This window comes from Parafrankia sp. FMc2, from assembly GCF_041008525.1.
Lineage (GTDB): Bacteria > Actinomycetota > Actinomycetes > Frankiales > Frankiaceae > Parafrankia.
Map to the genome: position 1 here is coordinate 1 of NZ_JBFLUG010000165.1, position 13990 is coordinate 13990.

Below are 13990 nucleotides of genomic sequence, written 5' to 3' on the forward strand. Positions count from 1 at the left end.
GTAGCCGTGGCACATCAGCCCCCCAAAAACCCCGGTCCGGCTGCCGCGCAGCCCCACCGGATCCACACCCGCCCGCTCCAACACCTCCCACGACGACTCCAACAACAAACGCTGCTGCGGATCCATCGCCAACGCCTCACGCGGCGATATCCCGAACAACCCCGCATCGAAATCCGCCGCGTCGTACAGGAAACCACCCTCACGGGTGTAGGACGTCCCCGGCCGGTCAGGATCCGGATCGTAAAGCCCCTCCACATCCCACCCACGGTCCGACGGAAACAGCCCCACCCCGTCACGACCCTGCGCCACCAGCTCCCACAGACCCTCCGGCGACGACACCCCACCCGGATACCGGCACGCCATCCCCACGATCGCCACCGGCTCACGGCCGCCCGCCTCGACCTCGGACAGCCGGCGGCGGGTCTGGTGCAGCTCCGCCGTCACACGCTTCAGATATTCCCGGAGCCGCTGCTCGCCCGACATTCTGAGCCACCTCACTCCGGAGAACGCCGGGTCACACCCGGTCCGAGGTTCACCCGCACACAAAGTGGGCTCCAGTGAAATCACACTGGAGCCACCTCACCCATCCATATCGGACGCTAGGGGCGGCCCGACGGGCCAACAACCCCTAGCGGGCCCCTATCAGGCCTGGCCGCTGGCCTGCCCGTCAAATCCCAGCTCGTTGTCGATGAACGCGAACATCTCGTCGTCGGACGCGGAATCAAGAAGCTCGATGACGTCGTCCGCGGGTTCCTCGACGGTGACGTCCCGGAACTGCGCGAGCAGTTCCTGCAGCCGCCCGGCGACCTCTGTCCGCACCTCGCCGGCAAGGGCGTCACCGGCCAGTGCGGCCTCGAGCCGGGCCAGGTCGGTCAGCACGTCCACGGTCGCCGGCACCGACCCAGCCGGCACCGAGCCGGCCGGTACCGGCGCGGACGTCACCGGCCGCAGCAGTTCGACGAGGTGACCGGCGAGGATCTCGGCCGTCGGGTAGTCGAAGAGCAGTGTCGCGGGCAGCCGCAGCCCGGTGGCGCCGTTCAGCCGGTTGCGCAGCTCGACCGCGGTGAGCGAGTCGAAGCCCAGGTCGAGCAGGCCGCGGGCCGGGTCGATGTCGTCACCCGACGGGTAGCCGAGGATGGCGGCGACCTCGTGCTGCACCAGCTGGAGCAGCACCGCCGGGTGTTCGGTGACCGCCACGGCCGCGAGGCGGCGCACGACGTCCGGCTCGCCGGAGCCGTCCGCGACCCGTACGGCGGCAGCGGCGGGGCGGGCCGGTGCCGGGACGAGCCGGCGCAGCAGCGGCGACACCTCGCCCCCGGCGGCCCGCAGCCCGCGCAGGTCGAGGTGGATGGGCACCACCGGCACGGCGTCGGTGGCCAGCGCGGCGTCGAAGAGCTCCAGCCCCTCGGCCACGCTCAGCGGCACCACCCCGGCGCGGATCATCCGCGCCAGGTCGGCCTCGCCCAGGGCGCCGGCCATGCCGCCGTCGGCCCACGGGCCCCAGGCCAGCGCCTGGCCGGCGAGCCCGTGTGCCCTGCGGTGCTGCGCGAGCGCCTCCAGGAAGGAGTTCGCCGCGGCGTAGTTCGACTGCCCCGGCGTACCGAACACCGCGGACGCCGACGAGAACAGGACGAACGCGGCGAGGTCCAGGTCACGGGTCAGCTCGTGCAGGTTCAGCGCACCGTCGACCTTCGGTCGCAGCACCGTCTCGATGCGCTCCGCCGTCATCGACTCGAGGATGCCGTCCGCGAGCGCACCGGCGGTGTGGATCACCGCGGTGAGCGGGCGGTCGGCCGGTACCTCGGCGAGCACCCCGGCCAGGGCCGTGCGGTCCGCGACGTCGGCGGCCCGCACGGTGACGGTGGCGCCGAGCGCGGTCAGCTCGTCGACCAGCTCACCGGCCCCGCCGGCGGTCGGCCCGCCGCGGCTGACCAGCAGCAGGTTGCGCACCCCGTGCCGGTTCACCAGATGACGGGCGACATGGCCGCCGAGGGTCCCGGTGCCGCCGGTGACGAGCACGGTCCCCTCGGGTGCGCCGAACAGCCCGGTGTCCGGTGCCGGCACGACCCGGGCCCGGGTCAGCCGCGGCTCCAGCGGCGTCCCGTCGCGCAGGGCGACCTGCGGCGCGCCGCCGGCGACCACCGCCGGCAGCGCACGCCAGGACGCCGGGCTGCCGTCGAGGTCGACGAGCTGGAGACGGTCCGGGTTCTCCTGCTGGGCGCTGCGCAGCAGGCCCCACACCGCGGCCGCGTGGGCGAGGTCCGCCGGCGCTTCGTCCGGCGTGGCCGCGACCGCGCCGTGGGTGAGGACGACGAGTCTCGCCCCGCTCGGCACCGGCAGTTCCAGCCACCGCCGCACCAGGTCGGCCACCCGCACCGTCGCCGCGCGCACCGTCGCCGCGTCGACCGGTGCCGCGTCGACAGGGGTGACGGCGTCGGTGGCACCGCGGAGGTCGTCCCCGCCGGGCAGGCACGGCAGCAGCACGACGGACGTCGACGACGGGACCGCCGCCGGATCGGTGCGGACCGCCAGGCCCGCCGCCTGCGCCGCGCTGGACCCGAGCCGCAGCGCGACCGCGGTCGTATCCGCCGCGGACGACTCCGTGCCGGCCGCTGTGCCGGCCGCTCCGGCGAGCATCACCCAGCCGTTCATCGTGGTGGCGGCCGCCGCCGTGACGGCTGTGTTCCGCTCCCAGTCGAGGGCGAAGACGCGCTGGTGGCGGGTACCGAGGTCGAGCCGCCCCTCGGGAAGTGGCCGCAGGACGAGCGCGTCGACGGTGAGGACCGGCTGGCCGTCGTCGCCGGTCGCGGTCAGCCTGACGGCGTCCACCCCGGTCGGGGTGATCCGCACCCGCAGCCGGGCCGCGCCGTGGGCGTGCACGGTCACCCCTGTCCAGGCGAAGGGCAGACGTCCCGCGTTCGCGGTTCCGCCCGGTGCAGCCCCGTTCGAACCTGCACCATTCGCGGCCGCGGCGGGGGCGGTGGCGGATCCGGTGGGCAGGGTGAGCGCGTGCAGGGCCGCGTCGAGGAGCGCGGGGTGCACGGTGAACTGGTCGGCGGTCCGCGCGGCCTCGTCGTCCAGGGCGACCTCGACAAACAGGTCGCCGTCGGCGTGCCAGGCGGCGCGCAGGCCCTGGAAGTGGGGCCCGTAGGCGAAGCCCAGGTCAAGCAGGCGCTCGTAGCATCCCGCGACCGGCAGGGCCTCGGCGCCCGCGGGCGGCCAGGCCGCCGCGCCGGTGTCCTCGGCCGGCACCACGGCGGGGGCGAGGATGCCGCTGGCGTGGTGCCGCCACTGCTCACCCGGCTCGTCGGCCGGCCGGGAGTGGATGCGCAGGGTCCGGCGGCCGGTCTCGTCCGCGGCCCCGGCGGTGATCTGCAGCTGGACGGCGTCCCGTTCCGCGATGGCGAGCGGCAGGTGCAGCGTCAGCTCCTCGACCGATCCGCAGCCGACGTGGGCGCCGGCGAGGACCGCGAGGTCGACGAAGGCGGTGCCCGGCAGCAGCACCGTCCCGGCGACGACGTGGTCGGCGAGCCACGGGTGGGTGCGCAGCGAGGCGCGGCCGGTGAGGATGACGCCGTCGTCGTCGACCATCGCCACGACCGCGCCGAGCAGCGGGTGGTCGGCCGCTCCGAGCCCGGCGGCGGCGAGATCGCCGACACCCGCCCCGGAGCGGATCCAGTACCTCCTGTGCTGGAACTCGTAGGTCGGCAGGTCCACGGCCTGCTCCCCGGTCCCGTCGAACAGCCGCGTCCAGTCGACGACGACACCGTGGACGTGCAGCCGGGCCAGCGCGGTCAGCGCCGTGGACGTCTCGTCGCGGTCACGACGCAGCAGCGGAACGAACACACTGCCGTCGGCGTCGGGCAGCACCTGCTGCGCCATCGCGGTCAGCACACCGTCCGGACCCGCCTCGACGAACCGGGTCACGCCCGTCGCGGCGAGGGTCGCGACGGCGTCGGCGAACCGCACCGGCTCGCGGACCTGCCGCACCCAGTACTCCGGATCCGTCCACTCACCCGCCCCGACCGCACGCCCCGTCACCGTGGACACCACCGGAAGCGTCGGCTCCCGGAACGTCAGCCCACGGACGACCGTGGCGAACTCGGCCAGCATCGGCTCCATCAACACCGAGTGGAACGCATGACTCGTCCGCAGCCGGGTGGACTTCCATCCCTGCGTGGCAGCCAGCTCCGCCGCGGCGCCGATCGCCTCCGCCGCACCGGACAGAACCACGGCCGCCGGGCCGTTCACCGCAGCCAGATCCACCGCGATACCGGCCTCGGCGAGCCCCGCGAGGACGTCGACCTCACCGGCCTGCACCGCGAGCATCGCCCCACCGGCAGGCAGCGCCTGCATCAGCCGACCGCGGGCCACGACCAGCACCGCGGCGTCCGCCAGATCCAGCACCCCGGCGGTGTGCGCGGCGGCGACCTCACCGATCGAATGACCGACGACCACATCCGGTGTCACACCCCAGTGCCGCAACAACGCCGTCAGCGCCACCTCGACCGCGAACAGCGCCGGCTGCGCATACCCCGTCTGATCCAACAGACCCGGCTCGTCGCCGTCGCCGTCGCCGATCAGCTCGCGCAGCGGCCGGTCCAGGTGGGCGTCCAGGTGCGCGCAGACCGCGTCGAACGCATCCGCGAACACCGGGAACGCGTCATACAGCGCCCAACCCATCCCGACCCGCTGCGCGCCCTGGCCCGTGAAGACCAGCGCCAGGCGGCCCTCACCGGCGGCACCTGCCACGACCCGTGGTGACGCGGTGCCCGCCGCGAGGGCGGTCAGCCCGTCCACCAGCTCGTCGCGGTTGGCGGCCAGCACCACGGCGCGGTGCGCCAGCACCGCCCGCCGCACCGAGGCCGCACCGATCGCACCCACGCCCACGCTCACGTCCACGCCCGTACCCGGCGCGCCGGCGTCGGCGGGCAGCCCGGCGTCCGCCGTCTGCAGGCGGCGGGCCTGGGCCTGCAGCGCGGCCCGGTCGTGGCCGGAGACCAGGACGGGGACGACCGGCAGCGCCGGGCGCACCATCCCCGTGCCCGGCTCCGCGGCCACGGCGGGGTCGTCGTCCGGTGCCTGTTCGAGGATGACATGGGCGTTGGTGCCGCTCACACCGAACGACGAGACGCCGGCGCGGCGCGGGCGGCCGTTCTCCTCCCACGTGCGGGCTTCGGTGAGCAGTTCGATCGCGCCGGCTGCCCAGTCGACGTGCGGGGTCGGCTCGTCGACGTGCAGGGTCGCCGGCAGCGTCCCGTGGCGCATCGCCAGCACCATCTTGATGATCCCGGCAGCGCCGGCCGCGGCCTGCGTGTGACCGATGTTCGACTTGATCGACCCCAGCCACAGCGGGTTCTCCGCCGGGCGTCCCTGACCGTAGGTCGCCAGCAGTGCCTGCGCCTCGATCGGGTCACCCAGCGTCGTGCCCGTGCCGTGCGCCTCGACCACGTCGACGTCCGACGGGGACAGGCCGGCGCTGGCCAGCGCCTGGCGGATCACCCGCTGCTGCGACGGGCCGTTCGGCGCCGTCAGACCGTTCGACGCACCGTCCTGGTTCACCGCCGAACCACGCACCACCGCCAGCACCCGCCGGCCGTCCCGGCGGGCGTCCGACAGACGCTGCACCAGCAGCACCCCGGCGCCCTCCGACCAGCCCGTCCCGTCCGCCGAGGCGGCGAACGAGCGGCACCGGCCGTCGGCGGACAGGCCGCGCTGGCGGGAGAACTCGACGAACACGTCGGGGTGCGCCATGACCGTCACACCGCCGACCAGTGCCATCTCCGCCTCGCCGGCGCGGATCGCCTGCGCGGCGAGGTGCAGCGCCACCAGCGACGACGAACAGGCCGTGTCCACCGTGACCGCCGGGCCCTCGAGACCGAACGTGTACGCCAGCCGGCCCGACATCACGCTCGACGCCGTCCCGGTGAGCAGGTGGCCCTCGAGACCCTGCAGGGATTCCGCCGGGCCGGCGCCGTAGCCCATGGCGCTGGCGCCGATGAACACCCCGACCGGACGTCCACGCAGCCCCGTCGGATCAATACCAGCCCGTTCGAACGCCTCCCAGGCCGTCTCGAGCAGCAGGCGCTGCTGCGGGTCCATCGCCAGGGCCTCGCGGGGCGAGACGCCGAACAGGCCCGCGTCGAAGTCACCGGCGTCGCGGAGGAAGCCGCCGGAGCGGGTGTAGGACGTCCCGAGGCTTTCCGGGTCGGGGTCGTAGAGGGCGTCGAGGTCCCAGCCGCGGTCGGTCGGGAAGGCGCCGATGGCGTCGCCGCCGGCGGCCAGCAGGTCCCACAGGGCCTCCGGTGTGCTGACGCCACCGGGCAGCCGCAGGCCCATGCCGACGATCACGATCGGGTCGTCGGTCGTCGCCACCGGCGCGGGCATCACGGACGTCGCGGGCCCGGCGGCCACCGGTGCGGCACCGGGGATCTCCGCGAGCAGGTGGCCGGCGAGCCGGCGGGCGTTCGGGTAGTCGAAGACCAGTGTCGCCGGCAGCCGCATCCCGGTCGCCCGCACCAGCCGGTTGCGCAGCTCCACCGCGGTCAGCGAGTCGAAGCCGAGCTCCTTGAACGCGCGGTCGCCGGGGACGTCCTCGGCCGAGCCGTGCCCGAGCACCGCGGCCACCTCGGCCCGGACCAGGTCGAGAGCCACCCTCTCCCGCTCGGACGCCGGCAGCGCGCCCAGCCGCCCGGCGAGACCCGTACCCGCGTCGGGAGACTGGCCCGCCGACGGCTGCTGCGGCTCGCCGGCCGCGGCCAGCTCCTCGAACAGCGGACGTGCGCGGGCGGCGGAGAACACCGCCACGAAGTCCGCCCAGCGGACGTCCGCCACGGTCACGGTGTCGTCGTCGTTGCCGACGGCGCGGGCCAGCGCGGCGATCGCGTGCCGGGGTTCCATGGCGGTCAGGCCGCGGCGGCGCAGCTGCCCGGCGACCGTCTCGTCGGCCGCCATGCCGACCGCTGCCCAGGGTCCCCAGGCCACGGCCGTGCCGACCCGGCCGGAGGCCCGGCGGCGCAGGATCAGCCCGTCGAGGGCCGCGTTCGCCGCGCCGTAGGCGGCCTGCTCGCCGCTGCCCCACACGCCGGAGATCGACGAGAAGACGACGAAGGCGTCCAGCGGGGTGCCGCCGAGCAGCTCGTCCAGGTGCAGCGCACCGGCGACCTTGCCGGACACCACCCGGTTCAGGTGGTCGGCGTCGATGTCGACCAGCGCCCGGTCCTCCCCGACACCGGCCGCGTGGACGACCGCCGACAGCTCACCGGGATCACCGACCTGCGCCAGCAGGGCCGCCACCGCCGCCCGGTCGGCCAGGTCACAGGCGACCAGCTCGACCGCGGCCCCGTCGGCGGACAGCTCCTCGGCGAGCTCGGCGGCGCCGGCCGCGGCCGGCCCGCGCCGGCTCGCCAGCACCAGCCGCCGCGCGCCGCTGCGCGCGGCCCACCGGGCGACCTCCGCGCCCAGGCCACCGGTGCCGCCGGTGATCAGGACGGTGCCGCGCGGGCTCCACTCGGTGCCGGTGCCGGCCGGGGCCGGGGTGAGCCGCCGCACCAGGATGCCGCTGCCGCGGACCGCGACCTGGTCCTCCCCGCCGGGCAGCCCGGCCAGGACGGCGAGCGCGCGGGACGCCGCCCGCCGGTCCAGCGTGGCGGGCAGGTCCAGCAGGCCGCCCCACCGCTGCGGATGTTCCAGGCCGACGACCCGGCCGAGGCCCCACACCTGTGCCTGCAGCGGATCCACCGGCCGGTCCGACCGGCCGGTCGAGACCGCACCGGACGTCACCAGCCACACCGGCGCGCCGACCCCGGCGTCGTCGAGGGCCTGCACCGTCGCCAGGCCGTCGGCCAGCGGGTCCGCGGCGAACCCGGCCAGCGCCAGCACACCGGCGATCGGCCCGTCGACGGCCCGCAGCCGCTGCGCGAGGGCGGCACGGTCCCCGGCGAACCCGGCGAACCCGGTGGCCCCGGTGGCCCCGGTGGGCACGGCGGCCGTCGGGATGCCCGAGTCAGCGAGCACCTGGGCCAGGCCCGGGACGTCCGCGCCGACGAGCAGCCAGGTGCCCGGCTGCGCGGGCCGGGCGGTCCGGTCCGGGTCCACGACCGGCTTCCAGGTGACGCGGTAGCGCCAGCCGTCGGCCGCCACGTCGAGCCGGCGCCGTTCCCGCCAGGCGGCGAGTGCGGGCATGACCGGTTCCAGCGCGGTCGGGTCGAGGCCGAGCTGCGCGGCCATCCCGGTCAGGTCCGCGCGGTCCACGGCGTCCCAGAACCCGCCGTCGAGCACCGTGTCGGGCTCGAACGCCCCGAGCTGGTTCTCCAGCCAGTACCGACGCCGTTGGAAGGCGTACGTCGGCAGGTTCCCCGCCGGCGTCGCCCCGGTGCCGTCGAACAGCCGCGTCCAGTCGACGACCACGCCGTGGATGTGCAGCTGCGCCAGCGCGGTCAGCGCCGTGGACGTCTCGTCGCGGTCGCGGCGCAGCAGCGGGACGAACACACTGCCGTCGGCGTCGGGCAGGATCTGCTGGGCCATCGCGGTCAGCACACCGTCCGGACCCGCCTCGACGAACCGGGTGACACCGGTCGCGGCCAGGGTCGCGACGGCGTCGGCGAACCGCACCGGCTCCCGGACCTGCCGCACCCAGTACGCCGGATCCGTCCACTCACCCGGCCCGACCAGCCGACCGGTGACCGTGGAGACCACCGGAAGGGTCGGCTCCCGGAAGCTCAGCCCGCGGACGGCCGTCGCGAACGCGGCGAGCATCGGCTCCATCAACGCCGAGTGGAAGGCGTGACTCGTCCGCAGCCGGGTCGTTGTCCATCCGCGCGCGGCAGCCAGCTCCGCGGCGGTGTCGATCGCCTCCCCTGCACCGGACAGGACCACGGCCGTCGGGCCGTTCACCGCAGCCAGATCCACCGCGATACCGGCCTCGGCGAGCCCCGCGAGGACGTCGACCTCACCGGCCTGCACCGCGAGCATCGCCCCACCGGCAGGCAGCGCCTGCATCAGCCGACCGCGGGCCACGACCAGCACCGCGGCGTCCGCCAGATCCAGCACCCCGGCGGTGTGCGCGGCGGCGACCTCACCGATCGAATGACCGACGACCACATCCGGTGTCACACCCCAGTGCCGCAACAACGCCGTCAGCGCCACCTCGACCGCGAACAGCGCCGGCTGCGCATACCCCGTCTGATCCAACAGCTCCGGCTCGTCACCGTCGACCAGAGCCCGGACCGACCGGTCCAGGTGAAGGTCGAGATGCGCGCAGACCGCGTCGAACGCGTCCGCGAACACCGGGAAGGTCTCGTACAGCTCCCGGCCCATGCCGATCCGCTGCGCGCCCTGGCCGGTGAAGAGCACCGCCAGCCGGCCCTCACCCACCACACCCCGCACCAGGCCCGGCGCGCCGGCACCGACCCGAAGGGCCTCCAGCGCCGCGCGCAGGTCGTCCACCCCCGCGGCCAGGACCACCGCACGGTGCGCCAGGACGGCGCGGCGCACCGACCCGGCGCCGAGGGCGAGCACATCGGCGTCCACCGCGGCGAGACGTCCCGCCTGCGCCCGCAGAGCCGCGTCGTCGTGCCCCGACACCAGTACCGGAACCACCGGCAGCGCCCTCGGGGCGGGCTCGGCCGGCCCGCCGGCCGCGGAGACCGGCGCCGGGAGCTGCTCCGCGGCCTGCTCCGGCGCCTGCTCGAGGATGACGTGGGCGTTCGTGCCGCTCACGCCGAACGCCGAGATGCCGGCGCGGCGCGGGCGGCCGTCCGCGGCCCACGGCCGGGAGGCGGTGAGGAGCTCGACCGCGCCGGTGGCCCAGTCGACGCTCGGCGTGGGCTGGTCCACGTGCAGGGTCGCGGGCAGGATGCCGTGCCCCATCGCGAGGATCACCTTCATCAGACCGGCGGCACCGGCCGCGGCCTGCGTGTGACCGATGTTCGACTTGATCGACCCCAGCCACAGCGGGTTCTCCGCCAGGCGGTCCTGACCGTAGGTCGCCAGCAGCGCCTGGGCCTCGATCGGGTCACCCAGCGTCGTGCCCGTGCCGTGCGCCTCGACGGCGTCGACGTCCGCCGGGGAGAGCCCGGCGCTGGCCAGGGCCTGCCGGATCACCCGCTGCTGCGACGGGCCGTTCGGCGCCGTCAGACCGTTGCTCGCGCCGTCCTGGTTGACCGCGCTGCCCCGCACGACCGCGAGCACCGGCCGGCCGGCGCGGCGGGCGTCCGAGAGGCGCTGCACGAGCAGCACCCCGGTGCCCTCCGACCAGCCCGTCCCGTCGGCGCCGGCCGCGAACGAGCGGCACCGCCCGTCCGGGGAGAGGCCGCGCTGGCGGGAGAACTCGACGAACAGGTCCGGGTTCGGCATGACGGTCACCCCGCCGACGAGCGCCATCTCGGCCTCACCGGCGCGGATCGCCTGCACCGCCAGGTGCAGCGCGACCAGCGACGACGAACAGGCCGTGTCGACGGTGACCGCCGGTCCCTCGAGACCGAACGTGTAGGCGAGCCGGCCGGAGATCACGCTGGAGGCGGTGCCGGTCAGCAGGCGGCCTTCGAGCCCCTCGTCGTCGCTGTCGAACGCGCCGATCCCGTAGCCCATGTAGGTGGCGCCGATGAACACACCGACGGGACGTCCACGCAGCCCGGTCGGATCGATCCCGGCGCGCTCGAACGCCTCCCAGGACGTCTCCAGCAGCAGCCGCTGCTGCGGGTCCATCGCCAGCGCCTCACGGGGGCTGATCCCGAACAGGCCCGCGTCGAACTCGGCGGCCTCGTAGAGGAACCCGCCCTCGCGGGCGTAGGACGTCCCCGCGTGGTCCGGATCCGGGTGGTAGAGCTCCTCGACGTTCCAGCCGCGGTCGAGCGGGAAGCCGCCGATGGCGTCGCGGCCGTCGGCCAGCAGCTCCCACAGGCCCTCCGGGGTGTCGATCCCGCCGGGCAGCCGCAGGCCCATCCCGACGATCACGACCGGGTCGTCGGTGGTCGCCACCACCGCGGGCAGCCGCGACGTTCCCGCCGGGGCCGCGCCGGTGACCTCGGCGAGCAGGAACTCCGCCAGCCGCTGCGCGTTCGGGTAGTCGAAGACCAGCGTCGCCGGCAGCCGCAGCCCGGTGACCGCCGCGAGACGGTTCCGCAGCTCGACCGCCGTCAGCGAGTCGAAGCCGAGGTCACTGAACGCCCGGTCCCCCGCGACCGCCGCGGCGGAGTCGTGCCCGAGCACCCCGGCCACCTCGGCGCGTACCAGGGCGAGGACCTCCCGGTCCCGTTCGCCGGCAGGCAGCTCCGCGAGCCGCTGCGACAGCGACGACACCACCGTCCCGCCGGCAGCCGCCGCCGCGTCCGCGGCCAGCACCACCGCCGCGGGCAGATCCGCGAACAACGGCCGCGGACGGGCAGCGGTGAACACCGGCAGGAACAGCTCCCACCGCACATCCGCCACCACGACCACGTCATCACCGGAGCCGGTGGCAGTGCCGGAACCGGTGGCAGTGCCGGAACCGGTGCCGACCGCCCGGGCGAGGGCCGCGACGGCCTGGTCCGGGTCCATCGCGGTCAGGCCCTGACGGCGCAGCTGGCCCGCCACCGCCTCGTCGGCCGCCATGCCGACCTGCGCCCACGGACCCCACGCCACCGCCGTACCGACCCGGCCGGCTGCCCGCCGGCGCAGGATCAGTGCGTCCAGGGCGGCGTTCGCCGCGCCGTACGCGGTCTGCCCGCCGCTGCCCCAGACGCCGGAGATCGACGAGAAGACGACGAAGGCGTCCAGCGGTGTGTCGCCGAGCAGTTCGTCCAGGTGCAGCGCGCCGGAGACCTTGCCCGCCACCACCCGGCGCAGATGATCGGCGTCGACGTCGGCCAGGGCACGGTCCTCGCCGACACCGGCCGCGTGCACCACCGCCGACAGCGGGCCGGCGTGGGCCAGCAGATCCGCCACGGCCGCCCGGTCCGCCAGGTCGCAGGCCAGCACCTCCGCCCGGGCACCGGCCGCGGTCAGGTCCGCCAGCAGCTCGGCGGCACCGGCCGCCCCGGGACCGGACCGGTTCACCAGCACCAGCCGCTGGGCACCGTTGCGCGCGGCCCACCGGGCCACCTGCGCGCCCAGCCCGCCGGTCCCGCCGGCGATCAGCACCGTCCCGCGCGGACGCCACCCCGCGCCCTCGTCCACACCCGGAACCGGCGCCGGCGCCGGCACCAGCCGCCGCAGCAGCACCCCGCTGCCACGGACCGCGACCTGGTCCTCCCCGTCGAGCAGCCCGGCCAGGACGGCGATCGTCCGCGACGCCGCCCGCCGGTCCAGGCGGGCCGGCAGGTCGAGCGCCCCGCCCCACCGCTCGGGATGCTCCAGGCCGAGGACGCGGCCGAGCGCCCAGACCTGCGCCTGTGCCACGTCCACCGGCTGGTCCGACCGGCCGGTGGAGACCGCGGCGGAGGTCACCAGCCACAGCGGTGCGCCGATCCCCGCATCCCCGAGCGCCTGCGCCGCCACGAGGCTGTCGGCCAGCGGGTCCGCCCCGAACGCCGCCAGGGACACCACACCGGCGACCGGGCCGTCCAGGCCACCGCCACCGCCACCGCCACCGAGGTCGTCCACCGCCGACCGCAGCCGGGCGGCCAGCACGTCCCGATCCGTCCCCGGGTCGGCCGGCACCCGTACGACCGTCGCGCCCGCCGACGTCAGCGCGCCGGCCAGCTCCGCGGCGAGCAGCGTCGCTCCGGTCTCGGTCTCGGTCTCGATCTCGGGCTCGGGCTCGGGCTCGGGCTCGGTTGCGAGCAGCAGCCAGGTGCCTGCCAGGGAGGCCGCGCCCGGGTCGGCGGCCGGCTTCCAGGTCACCCGGTACCGCCACCCGTCGCCGGCCGCCTCCAGGCGGCGCTTCGCCCGCCACGACGTCAGCGCCGGCAGGACACTCTCCAACGACGCCGTGTCCACCTCGAGCCGTGCCGCGAGCCCGGCGAGGTCGGACCGCTCGACCGACTCCCAGAAAGCCGCCTCGACAACGTCGGCCTCACCGGCCGTGGCCGCTTCGAGCGGCGCGTACTCCAGCCAGTACCGCCGCCGCTGGAACGCATACGTCGGCAGGTCCTCCGCCGGCGTCGCCCCGGTGCCCTCGAACAGCGCCGTCCAGTCGACGACGACACCGTGGACGTGCAGCCGGGCCAGCGCGGTCAGCGCCGTGGACGTCTCGTCCCGGTCACGACGCAGCAGCGGCACGAACACACTGCCCTCGGCATCCGGCAGCGTCTGCGCCGCCATCGCCGTCAGCACACCGTCCGGACCCGCCTCGACGAACCGCGTCACCCCGGTCGCCGCCAGGGTCGCGACGGCGTCCGCGAACCGCACCGGCTCCCGCACCTGCCGCACCCAGTACCCGGGGTCGGACCATTCGCCGGCCTCGACCGGACGTCCGGTCACGCTCGACACAACCGGCAGTACGGGCTCCTGGAACCGCAGCCCGCGAACGACCGCGGCGAACTCGGCGAGCATCGGCTCCATCAACGCCGAGTGGAACGCATGACTTGTCCGCAGCCGGGTCGACGTCCATCCGCGCGCGGCGGCCAGCTCCGCCGCGGCGCCGATCGCCTCCACGGCACCGGACAGGACGACGGCCGTCGGGCCGTTGACCGCAGCCAGATCCACCACGACACCGGCGTCCGCCAGAGCCACGAGGACGTCGACCTCACTGGCCTGTACGGCGAGCATCGCCCCACCGGCGGGCAGCGCCTGCATCAGCCGGCCCCGCGCCGCGACCAGCACCGCCGCGTCCGCCAGATCCAGCACCCCGGCCGTGTGCGCCGCGGCGATCTCACCAATCGAATGGCCGACGACGACGTCCGGCGTCACACCCCAGTGACGCAACAACGCGGTGAGGGCGACCTCGACGGCGAACAGCGCGGGCTGCGCATACCCCGTCTGGTCGAGCAGCTCCGGCTCGGCGCCGTCGATCAACGCCCGGACCGACCGGTCCAGGTGAAGATCCAGATGCGCACAGGCGGCATCGAAG

Annotated in this window: 2 protein-coding genes; both read right to left on the bottom strand. The window is 75.4% G+C overall.

Annotated features, from left to right (window positions below):
- The coding region (locus AB1460_RS31640) for a beta-ketoacyl synthase N-terminal-like domain-containing protein (protein WP_368965744.1) at nucleotides 1-483 on the bottom strand (483 nt) is incomplete at its 3' end.
- Between the two features lie 159 nt (nucleotides 484-642).
- The coding region (locus AB1460_RS31645; protein WP_420497426.1) for a type I polyketide synthase at nucleotides 643-13990 on the bottom strand (13348 nt) is incomplete at its 5' end.